The organism is Diaphorobacter sp. ED-3 (assembly GCF_027625375.1).
Classification (GTDB): domain Bacteria; phylum Pseudomonadota; class Gammaproteobacteria; order Burkholderiales; family Burkholderiaceae_C; genus Diaphorobacter; species Diaphorobacter nitroreducens.
In genome coordinates this window covers 2,249,918-2,269,979 of sequence record NZ_CP115182.1, presented here as the reverse complement: position 1 = coordinate 2,269,979, position 20,062 = coordinate 2,249,918, and the positions used below count along the sequence as shown (strand labels likewise).

Below are 20,062 nucleotides of genomic sequence, written 5' to 3'. Positions count from 1 at the left end.
GATCGTTCGCAAACTTGTCGCTCGCGCGACGGAAAAAAGAACGGCGGATGAGGGGCGGGCCCGGTCAGCCCGCTGCCTCCAGCCCATGCGCGAAATGCGCGGACATGGCGGCCACGGTGGCCTGCGGGTCGCGCGCGCGCAGCGCGGCCAGGATGGTTTCGTGCTCGGCCACCGAATCCTCGATGCGTCCCTGCTTGAGCAGCGAGTTGTGGCGGTTGAGCTTCATGACCTTGCGCAGGTCGGCCACCATCTGGCTGCGCCAGCGGTTGTCGGCCATCTCCAGCAGGCGCATGTGGATGCGCTCATTGATGGTGAAGAAGCGGTCGCGGTCCTGCACGGCGGCGGCCAGGTCGGCATGCAGCTGCTCCAGTTCGCGCAGTTGCTCCGGCGTGGCACGGGCGGCCACCACGCCTGCGGCGTCGCTCTCCAGCAGGCTGAGCAGGTGGTAGACATCGTGCAGGTCCTTGTCGGACATCTCGGTCACGTAGGCGCCGCGGCGCACCTTCATGGTGACCAGGCCTTCCGCCGCCAGCACTTTGAGTGCTTCGCGCAAAGGCGTGCGGCTGATGCCGAGCTCCTCGGCAATCTTCAGCTCGTCGATCCAGCTGCCAGGCTCCAGCTCGCGCCGGAAGATGCGCTGGCGCAGTTGCTCCGCCACTTGTTCATAGAGTGCGCGGGGAGTGAGGGTGACGGCTGACATGGGCGGACTGTACCTGAAAAAAACTAAGAATTAATAATTACAGATCAGGTAAACTCCGCAAAATTGCGAAAACGCAGCACGCATAACCACATCTCTTTGCCATCTTTGCGAAAGCGCCCCCGCCATGAGCAGCCATCCTGATCCCATCTTCCAGTCCGCCGACCTTGCCGCCTGGGCCAAGGCCGCGGCCAAGTCCGCGCCCGGCGGCGACGTGAATGCCCTGAACTGGGTGACGCCCGACGGCATCAGCGTGAAGCCCCTGTACACGGCGCAAGACACGCAGGACCTGCCCTACGCCAACACGCTGCCGGGCTTCGAGCCCTACCTGCGCGGCCCGCAAGCCACCATGTACGCCGTGCGCCCCTGGACCATCCGCCAGTACGCGGGCTTTTCCACGGCCGAAGAATCCAACGCCTTCTACCGCAAAGCGCTGGCCGCGGGCGGGCAGGGTGTGTCGGTGGCCTTTGACCTGGCCACGCACCGCGGCTACGACAGCGACCACCCGCGCGTGACGGGCGACGTGGGCAAGGCGGGCGTCGCCATCGACAGCGTGGAGGACATGAAGATCCTGTTCGACGGCATTCCGCTGGACAAGGTGTCTGTTTCCATGACCATGAACGGCGCCGTGCTGCCCGTGCTGGCCGGCTACGTGGTGGCAGCCGAGGAGCAGGGCGTGAGCCAGGACAAGCTGGCCGGGACCATCCAGAACGACATCCTCAAGGAGTTCATGGTCCGCAACACCTACATCTATCCTCCCAAGCCGTCGATGCGCATCATCGGCGACATCATCGAGTACACGAGCAAGAACATGCCCAAGTTCAACTCGATCTCGATCTCGGGCTACCACATGCAGGAAGCCGGCGCCAACCAGGCGCTGGAACTGGCCTTCACCTTGGCCGACGGCAAGGAATACGTGAAGACGGCCATCGCCAAGGGCATGGACGTGGACGATTTCGCCGGGCGCCTGTCGTTCTTCTGGGCGATCGGCATGAACTTCTACCTGGAGATCGCCAAGATGCGCGCCGCGCGCCTGCTGTGGTGCCGCATCATGAAGGGTTTCAACGCCAAAAACCCCAAAAGCCTGATGCTGCGCACGCACTGCCAGACGTCGGGGTGGTCGCTGACCGAGCAGGACCCCTACAACAACGTGGTGCGCACCACCATCGAGGCCATGGCGGCCGTGTTCGGCGGCACGCAAAGCCTGCACACCAACGCGCTGGACGAAGCCATCGCGCTGCCCACCGAATTCAGCGCACGCATCGCGCGCAACACGCAGCTCATCATCCAGGAAGAGACCCACATCACCAACGTGATCGACCCCTGGGCCGGCTCCTACATGATGGAAAAACTCACCCAGGACATGGCCGACGCCGCCTGGAAGATCATCGAAGAGGTCGAGGCGATGGGCGGCATGACCGCCGCCGTGGACTCCGGCTGGGCCAAGCTCAAGATCGAGGCCGCGGCTGCGGAAAAGCAGGCGCGCATCGATTCGGGCAAGGAAGTCATCGTCGGCGTGAACAAGTACAAGCTTGCCAAGGAAGACCCGGTGGACATCCTGGAGGTGGACAACGTCAAGGTGCGCGAGAACCAGATCGCGCGCCTCAACGCCATCAAGGCAAAACGCGATCAAACCCAGGTCCAACAAGCGCTGGCTGCTCTTACTTCTGCAGCAGAAAGCGGCCAAGGCAACCTGCTGGATCTGTCGATCCAGGCGATTCGCGCACGCGCCACGGTGGGCGAGGTGTCCGACGCGTTGGAAAAAATCTTCGGGCGCCACCGCGCCGATACGCAAAAGGTGACCGGTGTGTACGCTGCTGCCTACGACTCGGCCGAAGGCTGGGAAAAGCTCAAGGGTGAAATCGATCAGGCCGCCGAACAGCTCGGTCGCCGCCCGCGCGTGATGATCGCCAAGCTCGGCCAAGACGGCCACGACCGCGGCGCCAAGGTGGTGGCCACAGCCTTTGCCGACCTGGGGTTCGATGTCGACATGGGCCCGCTGTTCCAGACCCCCGAGGAGTGCGCGCGCCAGGCCATCGAGAACGACGTGCACGCCGTGGGCGTCTCCACCCTGGCCGCGGGCCACAAGACGCTGGTGCCCGCCATCATCGAAGAACTGAAAAAGCAGGGCGCCGACGACATCATCGTCTTCGTGGGCGGCGTGGTGCCCGCGCAGGACTACGACTTCCTCTACGGTGCAGGCGTCAAGGGCGTCTATGGCCCCGGCACGCCGATCCCGGCCAGCGCCAAGGACGTGCTGGAGCAAATCAAGAAGGCGCAGGCGCAGTGACCCCCCAGCAGCTGCAAGAAGGCATCCTGCACGGCGCGCCCGCCGTGCGGCGCCGCGCCATGGCCAAGGCCATCACGCTGCTGGAATCCACGCGGGCCGACGATCGCACGCAGGGCGACGAACTGCTCACCGCGCTGCTGCCGCACACGGGCCGGGCGTTTCGCCTCGGCATCAGCGGCGTGCCTGGCGTGGGCAAGAGCACCTTCATCGAAGCCTTGGGCCTGCACCTGATCGCACAAGGCCTCAAGGTGGCGGTGCTGGCCATCGACCCGTCATCCACCGTCTCGGGCGGCTCCATCCTCGGTGACAAGACGCGCATGGAGCACCTGTCGGTCCACCCCGATGCCTACATCCGCCCCAGCCCGTCCAGCGGCACGCTGGGCGGCGTGGCCGAGAAAACGCGCGAGGCCATGCTGGTGTGCGAGGCTGCGGGCTATGACGTGGTCATCATCGAGACCGTGGGCGTGGGCCAGAGCGAGATCGCCGTGCAGGGCATGACCGACATGTTCTGCGTGCTGCAGTTGCCCAACGCGGGCGACGACCTGCAGGCCATCAAGAAGGGTGTGATGGAGCTGGCAGACCTGGTGGTCATCAACAAGGCCGACATCGACCCGCACGCCGCCACACGCGCGCAGGCGCAGATCACTTCCAGCCTGCGCCTGCTGTCCATGCACGGCAACCCCGAGCATGCGCACCACGACGAATCCCTGTGGACGCCGAAGGTCATCACGCTCAGCGCGCTGAAAGGCGAGGGGGTGGATCGCTTCTGGGCCGCGGTGCAGGAGTTCCGCCGCCTGCAGACGGCCAACGGCCGCCTGGCCGCGCGGCGCGAGCGGCAATCCCTGGCGTGGATGTGGGAGCGCATCGACGCGGGCTTGAAGCAGGCCTTCCGCCAGCACCCGCAGGTGCGCGAGTTGCTGCCCCGCCTGCAGCAGGACGTGGCCGCGGGACGCGTAGCGGCCTCCACTGCAGCACGAAATCTGCTTGCAGCGCAATCTGGACAAGCGCTGCACGCTACTATTTAAATAGCACTTCACTGAAAGAGCGACCATGCAAGACATCCTGGATCAACTGGAGAAAAAGCGCGAACTCGCCCGCCTGGGCGGTGGCCAGAAGCGCATCGACGCCCAGCACAAGAAGGGCAAGCTCACCGCGCGCGAGCGCATCGAGCTGCTGCTGGACGACGGCACCTTCGAGGAATGGGACATGTTCGTGGAGCACCGCTGCACGGACTTCGGCATGGAGAACACCAAGATCCCCGGCGACGGCGTGGTCACCGGCTACGGCATGATCAACGGCCGCCTGGTGTTCGTGTTCAGCCAGGACTTCACGGTGTTCGGCGGCGCGCTCTCCGAGACCCACGCCGAGAAGATCTGCAAGGTCATGGACCAGGCCATGAAGGTCGGTGCGCCGGTGATCGGCCTGAACGACTCGGGCGGCGCGCGCATCCAGGAGGGTGTGGCTTCCCTGGGTGGCTATGCCGACGTGTTCCAGAAGAATGTGCTGGCGTCCGGCGTGATCCCGCAGATCAGCATGATCATGGGCCCCTGCGCGGGCGGAGCGGTATACAGCCCGGCCATGACCGACTTCATCTTCATGGTCAAGGACAGCTCGTACATGTTCGTGACCGGCCCCGAAGTGGTCAAGACCGTGACGCACGAAGAAGTCACGGCCGAAGAGCTCGGCGGCGCCATCACCCATACCACGAAGAGTGGTGTGGCCGACATGGCGTTTGAGAACGACGTGGAGGCGCTGATGATGCTGCGCCGCCTGTACAACTACCTGCCGCTCAACAACCGCGAAAAAGCCCCGGTGCGCCCCAGCAACGACCCGGCCGACCGCATGGACATGAGCCTGGACACGCTGGTGCCCGAGAACCCCAACAAGCCCTACGACATGAAGGAGCTGATCCTCAAGACGGTGGACGACGGGGACTTCTTTGAGCTGCAGCCCGAGTACGCCAAGAACATCATCATTGGCTTTGCCCGCATGGAAGGCCAGACCGTAGGCATCGTGGCCAACCAGCCGCTGGTGCTGGCCGGTTGCCTGGACATCAAGTCCAGCATCAAGGCCGCGCGCTTTGTGCGCTTTTGCGATGCGTTCAACATCCCCGTGGTCACGTTTGTGGACGTGCCCGGCTTCATGCCAGGCACTTCTCAAGAGTACGGCGGCATCATCAAGCACGGCGCCAAGCTGCTCTACGCATACGCCGAGTGCACCGTGCCGAAGATCACCGTCATCACACGCAAGGCTTATGGCGGCGCGTATGACGTGATGGCCTCCAAGCACTTGCGCGGCGACGTGAACCTGGCTTGGCCCAACGCCGAGATTGCGGTGATGGGTGCCAAGGGCGCGGTGGAAATCATCTTCCGCGAGGACAAGAACGACCCCGCCAAGCTGGCCGCCCGCGAGGCTGAGTACAAGGCGCGCTTTGCCAACCCGTTCGTCGCCGGCGCACGCGGCTTCATCGACGACGTGATCCTGCCGCATGAGACACGCAAGCGCATCTGCCGCAGCCTGGCCATGCTCAAGAACAAGCAGCTTGATAACCCGTGGCGCAAGCACGGGAACATTCCGCTGTAAAGGAGAGTTGGCATGGCGCTGATCGCAAATATCAAAGCGCAGCCACTGCAGTCGGTCGCAAAGCACTCGACAGTTGAATGCACTTACACCGTAGTCATCACAGACGATGGGAAGTGCTTGCAGCTAGACACATACGGTTCTGCCGGGCGCGCTCTCCCTGGGAAAAGAGTCAAAGTCTTCGATTCAGTCCTGAAGCCCTTCAGCAACTGAAGCAAATCATTCAAGAAAACGGGTTGTGAGAATGTTCACCAAAATCCTGATCGCCAACCGTGGCGAAATCGCCTGCCGCGTCATCGCAACCGCCCGCAAGATGGGCATTGCCACCGTGGCCGTCTACTCCGACGCCGACAAGGACGCGCGCCATGTCAAGCTGGCCGACGAGGCCGTGCACATCGGCGCTGCGCCCAGCCGCGAGTCGTATCTGCTGGCCGACAAGATCATTGCTGCCTGCAAGCAGACCGGCGCGCAGGCGGTGCATCCGGGCTACGGCTTCCTGTCCGAGAACGAAGCCTTCGCCAAGCGGGTGGAGGAGGAGGGCATCGTCTTCATTGGCCCCAAGCATGCGGCGATCGCCGCCATGGGCGACAAGATCGCGTCCAAGAAGCTGGCCAACCAGGCGGGCGTGAACACCATCCCCGGATACAACGACCCCATCGCCGGGCCCGAGGCCGCGGTGGAGATCGCCAAGGGCATCGGCTACCCGGTGATGATCAAGGCCTCGGCCGGTGGCGGCGGCAAGGGCCTGCGCGTGGCGTTCAATGACAAGGAAGCCTTTGAAGGCTTTGCCAGTTGCCAGAACGAAGCGCGCAACAGTTTTGGCGACGACCGCATCTTCATCGAGAAGTTCGTGCAGGAGCCGCGCCACATCGAGATCCAGGTGCTGGGCGACGCCCACGGCAACGTGATCTACCTGAACGAGCGCGAGTGCTCCATCCAGCGCCGCCATCAGAAGGTGATCGAGGAGGCGCCATCCCCCTTCATCAGCGACGCCACCCGCAAGGCCATGGGCGAGCAGGCCGTTGCCCTGGCCAAGGCCGTGGGCTACCAAAGCGCCGGCACGGTGGAGTTCGTGGTCGGCAAGGACCAGGACTTCTACTTCCTGGAGATGAACACCCGCCTGCAGGTGGAGCACCCGGTGACCGAGTGCATCACCGGCCTGGATCTGGTGGAACTCATGATCCGCGTGGCCGCCGGCGAAAAGCTCGCCATCCGCCAGGAAGACGTGAAGCGCGACGGCTGGGCCATCGAGTGCCGCATCAACGCCGAGGACCCGTTCCGCAACTTCCTGCCCTCCACCGGACGGCTGGTGCGTTTCCAGGCGCCGGAAGAGTCCATGTTCCAGGGCGACACGGCCAAGAAGTATGGCGTGCGCGTGGACACGGGTGTGTTCGAAGGCGGTGAGATCCCGATGTACTACGACTCGATGATCGCCAAGCTGATCGTGCACGGCCAGGACCGCAACGACGCCATCGAGAAGATGCGCGCTGCGCTCAACGGCTTCGTGATCCGCGGCATCAGCAGCAACATCCCTTTCCAGGCGGCGCTGCTGGCGCACCCGAAATTCGTGGCCGGCCAGTTCAACACCGGCTTCATTGCCGAGCACTACGGCAAGGGCTTCGCCGCCGAAGACGTGCCGCACGACGATCCGCTGTTCCTGGTGGCGCTGGCGGCGTACATGAACCGCCGCTACCGCGCGCGTGCATCGGGCATCAGCGGCCAGCTCACGGGTCATGAGGTGCAGGTGGGCGCGCAGTTCACCGTGGTGGTGCTGGGCGCACAGGGCAACAACATCCACCATGAAGTGACGGTCACCGACTACGAGCCAGAGAGCCGCTCCAGCGCCGTGACCATCGGCAGCACCACCTACCGCATCAGCAGTACGGCCGGCCTGGGCGACATCCGCGTGCAGGGCCAGTGCAACGGCAAGGGCTTCACGGCGCAGGTGGAGCGCGGTACGGCCAAGAACCCGCTGGCGCTGCGCATCAGCCACAACGGTACGCAGATCGACGCGCTGGTGCTGTCGCCGCTGGGCGCAAGGTTGCACCAGCTCATGCCCTTCAAGGCGCCACCGGACCTGTCCAAGTTCCTGCTGTCGCCCATGCCGGGCCTGCTGGTGGACATCGCGGTGCAGCCGGGCCAGAAGGTGCAGGCCGGCGAGAAGCTGGCCGTGATTGAGGCCATGAAGATGGAGAACATCCTCTTCGCGGCGCAGGACGGCGTGGTGGGCAAGATCGTCGCGGGCAAGGGCGAATCGCTGGCGGTGGATCAGGTCATCCTGGAATTTCAATGAAAACAGCATCTAACGCTTGCCCTGCAAGCGCTAGCAGCTATCAATAAAGGAGTAAATGGATGACACGCCCCTTCAAAGTGCTGGGCATCCAGCAGGTGGCCATCGGCGGCACCGACAAGCAGCGCATGAAGACCTTGTGGGTGGACATGCTCGGCCTCACGCAGACGGGTACCTTCCAGAGCGAGCGAGAGAACGTGGACGAGGACATCCTTGCCATGGGGCAGGGCGCCTTCAAGGTGGAGGTGGACATCATGCAGCCCCTGGACATCGAGAAAAAGCCTGCCGTGCACGCCACGCCGCTGAACCACATCGGCCTGTGGATCGATGACCTGCCCAAGGCGGTGGAATGGCTGACCGCACAGGGTGTGCGCTTTGCGCCCGGGGGCATCCGCAAAGGCGCGGCGGGCTACGACATCACCTTCCTGCATCCCAAGAGCAATGACGAGTTCCCGATCGCCGGGGAGGGTGTCCTGATCGAACTGGTGCAGGCGCCGCCCGAGGTGATCGCGGCGTTGGGTTGAAAAGGACAAGCTTCGACGAAGCACCTGACTGCTGAAAAACAAGAGAGCCCTGGTCCATGCGACCAGGGCTTTTTTTATGGTCATGCCGCATCTTCAGCAAAAACAGCAGGGTGTTTCTGGTAATTAGGGGAATTTACGGGGTATTTGATGGCAGATGAACAACACGACTTGCTTCCTCCATCTTCATTCCCCATTTTTCATCTATATGCTCTCAAGATGCATTAAAAATAACGCAAATAGGCCACTTTTAGGCGCATCTCTTTTCATCCTGATTTTTGAACGCTAAGACTTCACAGACCACTCAAGCCTTTACACAATCAGGAGCAGCGCCCAGCAGTGGCGACCGCAGAACCGGAGAAATTTGATGACCTCAGCCACGACAGCCCCGCATACAACCCAGACACTGCAGTTTCATCCTCGCGTTGCCGAGAGTGTTGCGACGCAGCGAGGGGAGGGCTGGAGCATTCAAGCGGTACAGGAGCTCCTCGATCTTCCATTCATGGAACTGCTCTGGCGCGCGCAGGCCACGCACCGCACACATTGGCCCCAGGGCGACATCGAATTGGCCACGCTGCTGTCCGTGAAAACAGGCGGCTGTCCGGAAAACTGCGGCTACTGCCCCCAGTCGGCGGAGTTCGATACCGGCGTGAAGGCCGAAAAACTCATGAACGTCCAGGAGGTAACCCAGGCAGCGCAAGCCGCCAAGGACGCCGGCGCGACGCGCTTTTGCATGGGCGCCGCCTGGCGAGCTCCGAAGGACCGCGACATCGAAAAGATGAGCGAGCTGATCACCGCCGTGAAAGACCTAGGCTTGCAGACCTGCGCCACGCTGGGCATGTTGCAGTCGCACCAGGCCCAGGCGCTGAAGGATGCCGGACTGGACTACTACAACCACAACCTGGACACGGCCCCCGAGTACTACAGCGACGTGGTCAGCACGCGCCAGTACCAGGACCGGCTGGATACGCTGCGCCATGTGCGCGACGCAGGCATCAACGTGTGCTGCGGCGGCATCGTTGGCATGGGCGAAGCGCCGGTGCACCGCGCGGGTCTCATCGCGCAGTTGGCCAACCTAAACCCGTATCCGGAGTCGGTGCCCATCAACAGCCTGGTGCGCGTTCCCGGAACACCGTTGGCCGACAGCGAGCCGGTGGACCCGCTGGACTTCGTGCGCGTGATCGCGGTGGCCCGCATCACCATGCCCAAGGCTCGCGTACGCCTGTCCGCCGGCCGCCAGCAGCTTGGCGACGCGGTGCAGGCTTTGTGCTTCTTGGCGGGTGCCAATTCCATCTTCTATGGCGACAAGCTGCTCGTGACGGGCAACCCGGATGTAGAGGCCGACACCCAATTGCTGGCCAAACTGGGGTTGAAGGGTACGCCCAACCAAACCACCACAGAAACTGCTTGCGGTGCTTAATCTGCATGCGCTGTTTTGTACAGAGGATGCGCGCCCTGAAGAATCAGGGTGCCAACAGCTGGGTACGGTTTTTCGGTACGCCATCGAGTAAGCGGCAGGATTAGTCAATTCAATTATTTAACATAATATACATCGTATCTACCAAACTGGCAGCTGAGTATCCGTCGCCACAACACCGACATCCGCACCCAGCTCAGGGAACGATCCCACCCTCCGCGTAAACGTTCAGTGACCGGCCCTTGTCAATTGACTACGATGGCTGGCATGTCCCAAACACTCACCACGTCAACTATCTCCTTCGGCCACCAAGGTCGCGTGTGTATTGTCACGGGCGGCGCCCATGGCATTGGCGAGGTCTGCGTGCGCAGGCTGGCGCGCGACGGTGCCAAGGTGGTGATCGCAGACATGGATGATGCCCGCGGACGTGCTCTTGCCGATGCGGTGCCGCAAGCCGCCTACATTCATTGCGATGTGGGCAACAAGTCCGAAGTGGATGCCCTGGTAGGTCAAACCATGGCGCTGCACGGGCGCATCGATGTATTGGTCAACAACGCGGGCATCTTCCGCGCTGCGGATTTTCTGGAGGTGACCGAGGAAGACTTCGACGCGGTACTGCGCGTGAACCTCAAGGGTGCCTTTCTCATGGGCCAGGCTGTGGCACGCGAAATGGTGCGCTCGGGCGGCGGCAGCATCGTGAACATGAGTTCCGTCAACGGCGTTTTGGCCATTCCGAACATCGCCAGCTACAACGTGAGCAAGGGTGGCATCAATCAGCTCACCCGCGTGATGGCGCTGGCGCTGGCGGACCGTGGCATCCGCGTGAACGCGGTGGCGCCCGGCACCATCGCCACGGAACTCGCCGCGAAGGCCGTGCTGACGAGCGACGAGGCCCGGCTCAAGATCCTGAGCCGCACGCCGATGAAGCGCCTGGGTGAGCCTTCGGAGGTCGCTGATGTGGTGGCATGGCTCGCCAGCGACGCCGCCAGTTATGTGACCGGCGAGATCGTCACCGTGGACGGCGGCCGCATGACGCTCAACTACACCGTGCCGGTCTAGCCCAGCCCATCACTCTGCGCAACAGGCCGCAGGGTCTTTGGGTTGACGGCACAATCCATGCCATGAGACTTCTGCACACCATGCTGCGCGTTGGCAATCTCCAGCGCTCCATCGATTTCTACACCCAGGTGCTGGGCATGCAGTTGCTGCGCACCTCCGAAAACCCTGAATACAAATACTCTCTGGCCTTCCTGGGCTTCGAGGGCGGCAACCCCGGCCAGGCCGAGATCGAGCTGACGTACAACTGGGGGGTGGAAAGCTATGAGATGGGCACAGCCTACGGCCACATTGCCCTGGGCGTGCCCGACGCCTACGCCGCCTGCGAGAAGATCAAGGCCGCCGGCGGCACCGTGACGCGCGAGGCCGGGCCGGTCAAGGGCGGCACCACGGTGATCGCCTTTGTGACCGACCCTGACGGTTACAAGATTGAATTGATCGAGCGCAAGAGCGATGCCGGCGCAGGCACCGGTCTGCGCTAGTTTGCTCTTTCTTTAATAGCTGTTAGCGCTTATCCACAAAGCGCTGCAGCCCATTTTTACTTGTATTCATCAAACCCGCTGCAACGCGCTGGCTTCGCGCGCTAGACGGGTGATGCGGGACCAGTCGCCCTGCTCCAGCGCATCCGCGGGCACCAGCCACGACCCGCCCACGCAGGCCACGTTCTTGAGCGCCAGAAACTCCGCCGCATTGCCGGGCTGGATTCCACCCGTCGGACAGAACGCCACGTCGCCAAACGGCCCCTGCCACGCTTTCAGCATGGCCGTACCGCCCGCCTGCACCGCAGGGAAGAACTTGAGCGCAGACAAGCCCTCTTCCTGCGCCGTCATGATCTCGCTGCCCGTGGCCACGCCCGGCAGCAGCGGCAAGCCCGCATCGCGGCAGGCGCGGCCTACGGCGGGCGTAAAACCCGGACTGACGGCAAACCGCGCCCCGGCGCGCGCGGCAGCAGCCGCATCAGCACTGGTGCGTACGGTGCCTGCGCCGACCACGGCATCGGGCACTTCCGCGGCGATGGCCCGCATGCATTCGAGGGCTTGCGGCGTGCGCAACGTCACCTCCAGCATGCGGATACCACCGGCGACCAGCGCGCGCGCCATCGGCACGGCATGCCGCACGTCGTGCAGAACGATGACCGGGATCACGGGCGCATCGCGCATCACATCGAGCGCCGTGAGGGTGTGTTGCGTCACAGCCATGTGCAGGCTCCCTCTTCCGCGCTGAGCGCATTGCGCCGCATGCCGGCGAACAGTTCGCGCCCCCAACCGCGTGCGTTGTCCTGCAGCAAGCCAGGCGGCACGGTGGCAGGCGTGCGCGCCTGCCATTCGGCCGCATCGACCAGCACATCGAGCGTGCCCGCCACGGCATCCAGTCGGATGACGTCACCGTCGCGCACCAGCGCCAGCGGGCCGCCGGCATGCGCCTCGGGCGATGCGTGGATGGCCGCAGGCACCTTGCCCGAGGCGCCGCTCATGCGGCCGTCGGTGACCAGCGCCACCTTGTAGCCCTTGCCCTGCAGCACGGCCAGCGGCGGGGTGAGCTTGTGCAGTTCTGGCATGCCATTGGCCTGGGGACCCTGCCAGCGCACCACGCAGACCACGTCCCGGTCCAGTTCGCCGGCCTGGAAGGCCTGCTGCAGTTCGCCCTGCGAGGCAAACACGCGTGCGGGCGCCTGCACCACATGCCGGTCGGGCGGCACGGCGGAGACCTTGATCACGCTGCGCCCCAGGTTGCCCGACAGCAGCTTGAGGCCGCCCGTGGCGCTGAAAGGGTCGGCCGCAGGGCGCAGCACGCTGTCGTCACGCGAGGCGCCGATGTCGGCCCAGTGCAGTCGCTGATCGGCGGTTCCCTGCGGCTCGCGCGTGTATTCGCGGATACCTCCAGGGCGAACGGTGAGCACGTCCTCATGCATCAGCCCGGCATCGAGCAACTCGCGGATCACATAGCCGGGGCCGCCGGCGGCCTGGAATTGGTTCACGTCCGCGCTGCCGTTGGGGTACACGCGCGCCAGCAACGGCACGACGGCGGACAGGGCGGAAAAGTCGTCCCAGTCGATCACGAGGCCCGCCGCGCGCGCCACGGCCACCCAGTGGATCAGGTGGTTGGTGGATCCTCCCGTGGCCAGCAGCGTCACCATGGCGTTGACGATGGCGCGCTCGTCTACCACGCGCCCGATGGGCGGGCACGGAGTCCCCTTGTCACCCAGCACGGTGCGTGCGGCCTCGCGCGTGAGTTCCTGGCGCAGCGTCTGGCCGGGGTTCACGAAGGCCGTGCCCGGCACATGCAGGCCCATGGCCTCCAGCATCATCTGGTTGCTGTTGGCCGTGCCGTAGAAGGTGCAGGTGCCCGGCGAGTGGTAAGCGGCCATCTCGGCCTCCAGCAGTTCACCGCGGCCCACCAGACCTTGCGCGGCCTGTTCGCGCACCTTGGCCTTGGCGCTGTTGGACAGGCCCGACGTCATGGGCCCCGCCGGCACGAACACCGTGGGCAGATGGCCGAACTGCAGCGCCCCCACCAGCAGACCAGGCACGATCTTGTCGCACACACCGAGCATGAGCGCGCCATCGAACACGTCGTGGCTCAGCGCCACGGCCGTGGCCATGGCGATCACGTCGCGGCTGAACAGGCTCAACTCCATGCCGGGTGTGCCCTGCGTCACGCCATCGCACATGGCGGGTACGCCGCCGGCCACCTGGGCCGTAGCCCCGCGCTTGCGCACCTCGTCCTTGATCAGGTCCGGGTAATGCTGCAGCGGCGCATGGGCCGACAGCATGTCGTTGTACGCCGTGACGATGCCGATGTTGGGTGCCTTCTGGACCACCACACGCAGCTTGTCGTTGGCAGGCATGCCGGCGAAGGCGTGGGCCACATTGGCGCAACCCAGGCGGTCTGCACCGCGGTCGCGGCGCGCGTGGAACTCAAGCTGTTGCAGATAGGCGCCGCGCGTAGGGGCGCTGCGCTGGCGGATGCGCTCGGTGACGGTGTGGACGGTGTCGTGCAGGGGCATGCTGGGTGGCGCGAGGGCGGCTGTGGGAAGGTTGCAGAAAACGACTGCGGGCAAGCATTGCCCCCGGAATCCTACGCGCCAGTGGGCGACACAGGTGTAGGCCGAGGGCACATGGGCAGGGAACCGAGGGCAGGCGCCGCCGCCTGCCCCGCCCTGCGCTTACTTGGCGTTGCGCGCCTGCTGGACGGCGGCGTTCACCTCGTCCCAGGTCTGCTGGCCCACCGACTTGGCGATGCCTGCGTTCACGCTGACCAGCTTCTCGCGCATGCGGTTGGCCTCGGCGGCCGACAACTCGTTGACCTGCATGCCCTTGCCCTTCAGGTCGGCCAGGGCCTTGGCGGCCTCTTCGCGCGTGTCCTTGCGCTCGAAATCGCGGCTCTTGATGGCGGCGTCCTGCAGCACCTTCTTCTCGGCGGCGGACAGGCCGTCCCACCATTTCTTGCTCACCGTGACGATCCAGGGGCTGTACACGTGGTTGGTCACCGTGAGGTACTTCTGCACCTCGTAGAACTTGCTGGAGACGATGGTGTTGTAGGGGTTCTCCTGGCCGTCCACGGCGCGCGTTTCCAACGCGGTGAACAGCTCGGAGAACGGCAGCGGCACGGCGTTGGCGCCCAGGGCCTTGAAGCTGTCGAGGAACACGTTGTTCTGCATCACGCGCAGCTTGATGTCGTTCAGGTCTTCCAGCTTGGCGACGGGGCGCTTGCTGTTGGTGAGGTTACGGAAACCGTTCTCCCAGTACACCAGGCCCACCATGCCCTTGGCTTCCAGCTTGGCCTTGATCTTGTCGCCCACGGGGCCGTCCAGCACCACATCGGCTTCCTTGGCGTTGCTGAAGAGGAACGGCGTGTCCCACACAGCCATCTCCGGCACCAGGCCCACCAGCGTGGCGGTGGAGCCCACCATCATCTCCTGCGCGCCACCGATCAGCGCCTGCTGCATCTGCGTGTCGGAACCCAGCGAGGCGTTGCCAATGGCGCGCACCTTCATCTTGCCGCCGGTGGCCTTTTCCACTTCTTGCGCAAACATGCGGGCCGCGCGGCCCTGGTTGGAGTTGTCCACCAGGCCATAGCCGAAACGCACGATGCGCGGCTTGAAGTCCTGCGCCTGTGCAGCGCCGGTGGCAACGAGTGCGGCCACGAGGCCGGCAAGAGCAAAGCGTATACGCATGGGAAGTCTCCTTTGGACAGTCAGGGTGAAAAGGGATGAAAAGCTCAGTGCATCCAGCGCAGCGGCGCGGTGATGAGGGCCGGGAACAGCGTGAACAGGACCGCCAGCAGCACATACACGGCCAGGAACGGCGTGGTGCCGCGGATCACGGTCTCCATGCGCAGCCGGCCCACGCCCGCCACCACGTTCTGCACCGTGCCCACGGGCGGCGTGATCAGGCCGATGCAGCCCACATAGATGAACATGAAGCCGAAGTACACAGGGTCGATGCCCGCCTTGGCGGCCAGCGGCGCGCAGACGGGGCCGAAGATCAGGATGGTGGGCGTGAGATCCATGGCCGTGCCCACCACCAACAGGAAGGTCATCATCAGCGCCATGAACAGCACGGGGTTGCCCATCACGCCGGCGAAGCTGTCGGCCAGCATGTTGGGCAGGTCCGCCAGCGTGATCATGTAGGCCGTGACGGTGGCGGCGCCGCACAGGAACATGACCACCGCCGTGGTCTTGCCCGCGGCCAGGAACACGTCGTACAGCTGCGACCAGTTCAGTTCGCGGTACACGAACATGGACACCAGCAGCGCATAGACGGCGGCCACCACGGCAGCCTCGGTGGGCGTGAAAATGCCGCCGCGCAGGCCGCCCAAGATGATGACCGGCATCATCATGGCCCAGAAGCTCTTCGCCAGCGCCTTCATGCGCGGGCCCCACGCCACACGCTCCATCGAGGGCAGGTCGTGGCGGCGCGCAATCCAGGCCCAGGCGCCAATCAGGAAGATGCCCATCATCAGGCCCGGTGCCACGCCCGAGAGGAACAGCTTGCTGATCGAGGTATTCGTCGTCACCCCGTAGATCACGAACGGCATGGACGGCGGGATGATCGGCGCGATGATGCCGCCGGACGCCAGCAGGCCCGCGCTGTAGCTCATCGGGTATTTCTGCTCGCGCATCATCGGCAGCAGGATGGTGGCCAGCGCCGCCGTGTCGGCAATGGCCGAGCCGCTCATGGACGCCAACAGCACGGCCGCGCCAATCACCACGAAGCCCAGCCCGCCGCGGATATGCCCCACGAAGGCGCGCGCCAGGTCGATGATGCGCCGCGACAGGCCGCCCGCGTTCATCAGCTCGCCCGCCAGGATGAAGAACGGCACGGCCAGCAGCGGAAAGTTGTCAAAGCCGGCCTGCAGGTTTTGCGCCAGCAGCTGCGAATCGAAGAAGTCCAGGTGCCACATCAGGGCGACACCCGTCAGCACCAGGGCGTGGGCGATGGGCATGCCGATCACCATGCCGCCGATGAGCACCAGAAGAAAGATGGCGGTAACGATCATGGTGCGCCCTACTCCACCGACGTTTCCGCGTCGCTGCCATGCGGCAACGGCTCGCCGCGGCGCAGATCCACCACCACGCCCACCAGCAGGCCCACGGCCAGTACCAGCGTCGCCGCGGCGCCCAGCGCCAGCGGATAACCCAGCACGGTGCTGTAGCTGTCCATGCCGGCGATCACCTGCTCCCACGAACCCTTGAGCAGCAGCAGCATGCCGCCCGCCACCAGAGCCTGGCTGGCCCAGAACAGCAGCTTGCGCGAGCGGCCCTTCAGGCGCGAAGTGAGCATGTCGAAGCCCAGGTGCTTGCCCTCAAAGGCCGCGACGATGGTGCCCACCGCCACCAGCCACACGAACAGCAGGCGCGAGATCTCCTCGTACGAGACGATGCTCGTGGAGAACACGTAGCGCAATACCACGTTGACGAACACGGCCACGACCATGCCGGCCAGTGCGAGCACCATGAAATGCTCGGCCAGGCGCTGCACCAGGGGCTTGCGCGGCCGTTCCTGCGGGGAAGGGGAAGAAGCGCTCATGCACTGTCTCCGGAAGACGACGAAAGGGAAGCAGCTGCGTTGCCGCGCAGCCATTGGACGACGGACCGGGCCAGCTCGTCCACGGGGCGTGTGGCATCCAGCGTCAACACGCGCGGCTCGCCCTCGGGCGACTCCAGCGTGGCGAACTGATCGGCCACCAGAGCGGGCGAAAAGAAATGCCCCGCGCGCGTCTGCACGCGCTGCAATGCCTGCTCATAGTCCAGCGCCAGAAACACGAATCCCACGCGCGGGTTGCCCGCACGCAGGCGATCGCGGTATTTGCGGCGCAGCGCCGAGCAGGTCAGCACTACGCCCGCCGTGCCCGCGGGCGCCGCCAGCAATGCGGCCAGCCGGTCCAGCCAGCCCGCGCGGTCGGCATCGGTCAAGGGCACGCCGGCGCGCATTTTGGCAATGCTCTCGGGAGCATGGTGGGCATCGCCTTCATGCAGCACCCAGCCCAGCGCTTTTGCGCAGGCCTCGCCCACGCTGGACTTGCCGCAGCCGGAAACGCCCATCACCACGATGGCATCGATGTCACAGGTCAAGATAGCGCTATCTCTAAAGATTCAAAAAAACGGCTGCATCCCAGGACACAAGCCGTTCACCCGAAGTTCACGGCTTCACGCCGCGGCTTCTCATGGAGAAATTTCGCTGCATCGCATGGGGAGAAGCTACTCCCTCCCCACAAACCCGCGAAAACCCCATGAAAGATAGCGCTATCTTAAGGGACAATTTTGGCCAGAATTCCTAGGAATAACCCTTGACCGCCAACCGACGACCGCGCCGCTCCAGCGGCCGCATCACCCTGAACGACGTGGCAGGCGCCGCCGGCGTGAGTCCCATCACCGTGTCGCGTGCCCTGCGCGGCGAACGCACCGTGGACCCTGCGTTGGCCGAACGCGTACGCGAGGCGGCCGATCGGCTGGGCTACGTACCCGACCCGGCCGCGCGCGCGCTGGCGTCGCAGCGCAGCACGCAGGTGCTGGTGCTGGTGCCGCTGCTGTCCAACGCGCTGTTCGTGGATTTGCTGGAGGCGGTGCACCGCACGCTGTTCCCCGAGGGCTTTCAGCCGCTCATCGGCGTGACCCACTACGACAGCGCCGAGGAAGAGTTGCTGCTGCGCACCTACCTGCCCCACCGCCCCGCCGGCCTGCTGGTGACGGGGTTCGATCGCAGCGAGGCCGCACGCCAGCTCATCGTGCACAGCGGCGTGCCCTGCGTGCACCTCATGGAGACCAGCGCCGCGCCTGGTGTGGCCTGCGTGGGCTTTTCGCAGCAGGACGCGGGCGCCACCATCACGCGCCACCTGCTGGAACGCGGGCGTAAGCGCATCGCCTTTTGCGCCGCGCAACTGGACCCGCGCGTGCTGCAGCGTGCTGAAGGGTACCGGCGCACCCTGCGCGAAGCGGGCCTGTACGACCCGCGCCTGGAGTTGCTAAGCCCCGAGCGCTCTTCCATCGCCCTGGGCGCCCGGCTGTTCGAGGACCTGGTGCAACGCATGCCCGACGTGGACGCCATTTTCTTTTGCAACGACGACATTGCCCAGGGCGGGCTGCTGGCGGCTAACCGCATGCGCATCGACGTGCCGGGGCGCATCGCCGTCGCGGGATTCAACGACTTGGCCGGCAGCGCGCAGATGGTGCCGCCGCTGACCACCATCCGCACACCGCGCAGCGAAGTCGGCCGCGCCGGCGCCGACATGCTGCTGGGCCTGATGCGCGGCACGCTGGCGCAGCCGCAGTGCGTGCAGCTGGACTACGAGCTGATCGTGCGCGAGAGTACGTGAACAAGGATACAGCGCAGTGCGCTACAGCTTTGGTAGCTTTTCGCGCTTGCAAATCAAGCACTCAAGGCAAAAAAGTACCTGAATCCTTCTTCAAACAAGCGCGACCAGCTATTGAATATGTAGCACGCCAGACACAAAAAAGCCCGGCATTACCGGGCTTTCGCAGGCTTGGCGCATCCAGGCTCAGGGAGCCAGAATCACCTCCACGCGGCGCGCCTCGGCATTGCTGCCGCTGCCCTGCGTGGCTTCGGGCTTCTTCAGCTCCACCTTCTCTTCGGCCACACCCAGGGCCTTCAGGGCGTCGCGCACGGCCAGCGCGCGCTGCTTGGCCAGCTCGGCGTTCACGGCCGCGTCGCCCGTGGCGTCATGGAAGCCCGACACCACGGCGGTCTTACCGCCGTCCACCACGCCCTTGACCACGTCGCCCAGCGCTTCGTTGGCGCCCGGGGCCAGCTCGGCCTTGCCGGTGGCGAAGAAGAACTTCACCACACCGCCCTCCACCACCACGCTGGCGGCGTCCTCGGTGATCATGATCACCACGCCGGGCGCGGCTGCCTCAGCCGCAGGGACCACAGCGGCGGCCGGCGCCTTGGGGGCGTGGGCAATGCCACGCTTGTAGACCACCACGCCCACGACGGTGGAGACCACCAGCGCGATCAGCGCAAAGAGGAACCCGAGTGCGAAGCGTTGCTGGCTGTCGTCGTCGGAGCTGTTGAAGGACATGTTGAGAACTCCCGTGAATAATCGGTGCGTTGGACAAAACCCATCGATTGTAGAGTCTCGCCATGCCGCCGCTTGCCGCTCCCCTGCGTGACCCCGCCCCCATGCTCGACCGCGCGCTGCATGAATGGGGCGGGCGGGACGACCTGTGGATCTTTGGCTATGGCTCGCTGATCTGGCGGCCCGACTTTGCCTACGCCGAGCGGCGCGCGGCCACGGTGCACGGCTGGCACCGGGCTTTGAAGATGTGGAGCCGCGTGAATCGCGGCACGCCCGAATGCCCGGGACTGGTGTTAGGCATGCTGTCGGGCGGCAGTTGCCGCGGCATGGTGTTCCGCGTGGACCACAGCCACGCGCGCCAGGTCATGGTCAACCTGTGGCAGCGCGAGATGGTCCTGGGCGTATACGACCCGCGCTGGCTCAACTGCCGCACGCCCCAAGGTGCGGTGCGCGCGCTGGCGTTCACGCTGTCGCGCAAGAGCCCCAGCCACACGGGTGTGTTGGCGGACGAGGAATACCGCCGCATCTTCGCGCAGGCCAGCGGCATCTACGGCACCACGCGCGACTACGCCGAGGCCACGCACGCCGAGCTGCAACGCATGGGCATCCACGACCGAGCGCTCTCGCGTCTGATTGCGTTGGCGCGCGAACCGCGTTAGTTTGGCGGTTTTCA

The 20,062-nt window shown here is 64.9% G+C and carries 18 protein-coding genes; 10 read left to right on the top strand and 8 right to left on the bottom strand.

Annotated features, from left to right (window positions below; translation table 11 throughout):
- Positions 1-64: 64 nt before the first annotated feature.
- The gene (locus tag PCQ86_RS11105) at positions 65-700 is read right to left on the bottom strand and encodes a GntR family transcriptional regulator (RefSeq protein ID WP_270173738.1); all 636 of its coding nucleotides are present in this window, start codon (positions 698-700) and stop codon (positions 65-67) included.
- Positions 701-824: 124 nt separating this feature from the next.
- Between PCQ86_RS11105 and scpA the strand changes: the two genes are divergently transcribed.
- From scpA to gloA, 8 genes are all read left to right on the top strand, one after another.
- Positions 825-2,987 carry a methylmalonyl-CoA mutase gene (gene scpA, locus PCQ86_RS11100; protein WP_270173737.1) on the top strand — a complete coding sequence of 721 codons (2,163 nt, stop codon included), beginning with the start codon at positions 825-827 and terminating at the stop codon, positions 2,985-2,987.
- On the top strand, positions 2,984-4,012 hold the full coding sequence (gene meaB / locus PCQ86_RS11095) for a methylmalonyl Co-A mutase-associated GTPase MeaB (protein ID WP_270173736.1): 1,029 nt from the start codon (positions 2,984-2,986) through the stop codon (positions 4,010-4,012). The genes scpA and meaB overlap by 4 nt, the downstream gene beginning before the upstream one ends.
- A 25-nt stretch (positions 4,013-4,037) precedes the next feature.
- A complete protein-coding gene (locus PCQ86_RS11090) occupies positions 4,038-5,570 on the top strand; it encodes an acyl-CoA carboxylase subunit beta (protein ID WP_270173735.1) in 1,533 nt (510 codons plus the stop codon).
- A gap of 241 nt (positions 5,571-5,811) precedes the next feature.
- Complete coding sequence (locus PCQ86_RS11085) at positions 5,812-7,860, top strand: acetyl-CoA carboxylase biotin carboxylase subunit (protein ID WP_270173734.1); 2,049 nt, start codon at positions 5,812-5,814, stop codon at positions 7,858-7,860.
- Between the two features lie 59 nt (positions 7,861-7,919).
- Positions 7,920-8,381 (top strand): VOC family protein, encoded by a 462-nt coding sequence (locus tag PCQ86_RS11080; RefSeq protein ID WP_015913377.1) that lies wholly within the window; start codon positions 7,920-7,922, stop codon positions 8,379-8,381.
- Between the two features lie 364 nt (positions 8,382-8,745).
- A complete protein-coding gene (bioB, locus tag PCQ86_RS11075; protein WP_270173733.1) occupies positions 8,746-9,798 on the top strand; it encodes a biotin synthase BioB in 1,053 nt (350 codons plus the stop codon).
- 264 nt (positions 9,799-10,062) lie between these two features.
- Positions 10,063-10,854: an SDR family NAD(P)-dependent oxidoreductase gene (locus PCQ86_RS11070; protein ID WP_270173732.1), complete on the top strand. Its 792-nt coding sequence runs from the start codon at positions 10,063-10,065 to the stop codon at positions 10,852-10,854.
- A 62-nt stretch (positions 10,855-10,916) separates the two neighbouring features.
- Positions 10,917-11,333 (top strand): lactoylglutathione lyase, encoded by a 417-nt coding sequence (gloA, locus tag PCQ86_RS11065; RefSeq protein ID WP_011805290.1) that lies wholly within the window; start codon positions 10,917-10,919, stop codon positions 11,331-11,333.
- 69 nt (positions 11,334-11,402) lie between these two features.
- On the opposite strand, the gene eda is transcribed toward gloA, so the two are convergent.
- From eda to PCQ86_RS11035, 6 genes are all read right to left on the bottom strand, one after another.
- Positions 11,403-12,050, bottom strand: a complete 648-nt coding sequence (gene eda, locus PCQ86_RS11060; RefSeq protein ID WP_270173731.1) for a bifunctional 4-hydroxy-2-oxoglutarate aldolase/2-dehydro-3-deoxy-phosphogluconate aldolase — start codon at positions 12,048-12,050, stop codon at positions 11,403-11,405.
- Positions 12,041-13,858, bottom strand: a complete 1,818-nt coding sequence (gene edd / locus PCQ86_RS11055) for a phosphogluconate dehydratase (RefSeq protein WP_270173730.1) — start codon at positions 13,856-13,858, stop codon at positions 12,041-12,043. Before edd ends, eda begins: the two co-directional genes overlap by 10 nt.
- A 159-nt stretch (positions 13,859-14,017) precedes the next feature.
- On the bottom strand, positions 14,018-15,028 hold the full coding sequence (locus PCQ86_RS11050) for a TRAP transporter substrate-binding protein (RefSeq protein ID WP_047351486.1): 1,011 nt from the start codon (positions 15,026-15,028) through the stop codon (positions 14,018-14,020).
- A gap of 44 nt (positions 15,029-15,072) precedes the next feature.
- Complete coding sequence (locus PCQ86_RS11045; protein ID WP_088886635.1) at positions 15,073-16,353, bottom strand: TRAP transporter large permease; 1,281 nt, start codon at positions 16,351-16,353, stop codon at positions 15,073-15,075.
- An 8-nt stretch (positions 16,354-16,361) separates the two neighbouring features.
- Positions 16,362-16,883: a TRAP transporter small permease gene (locus PCQ86_RS11040; RefSeq protein ID WP_123676600.1), complete on the bottom strand. Its 522-nt coding sequence runs from the start codon at positions 16,881-16,883 to the stop codon at positions 16,362-16,364.
- Positions 16,880-17,398: a gluconokinase gene (locus PCQ86_RS11035; protein ID WP_135149243.1), complete on the bottom strand. Its 519-nt coding sequence runs from the start codon at positions 17,396-17,398 to the stop codon at positions 16,880-16,882. The genes PCQ86_RS11040 and PCQ86_RS11035 overlap by 4 nt, the downstream gene beginning before the upstream one ends.
- 245 nt (positions 17,399-17,643) lie before the next feature.
- On the opposite strand from PCQ86_RS11035, the gene PCQ86_RS11030 reads away from it, so the two are divergent.
- Entirely contained in the window at positions 17,644-18,669 is a 1,026-nt protein-coding gene (locus PCQ86_RS11030) for a LacI family DNA-binding transcriptional regulator (RefSeq protein WP_011805297.1), read from the top strand.
- A gap of 183 nt (positions 18,670-18,852) precedes the next feature.
- Here PCQ86_RS11030 and PCQ86_RS11025 read toward each other — a convergent pair whose 3' ends face one another.
- Positions 18,853-19,392 (bottom strand): OmpA family protein, encoded by a 540-nt coding sequence (locus tag PCQ86_RS11025; protein WP_103737687.1) that lies wholly within the window; start codon positions 19,390-19,392, stop codon positions 18,853-18,855.
- Between the two features lie 62 nt (positions 19,393-19,454).
- On the opposite strand from PCQ86_RS11025, the gene PCQ86_RS11020 reads away from it, so the two are divergent.
- Entirely contained in the window at positions 19,455-20,048 is a 594-nt protein-coding gene (locus PCQ86_RS11020; RefSeq protein ID WP_270173729.1) for a gamma-glutamylcyclotransferase, read from the top strand.
- Positions 20,049-20,062 lie beyond the last annotated feature (14 nt).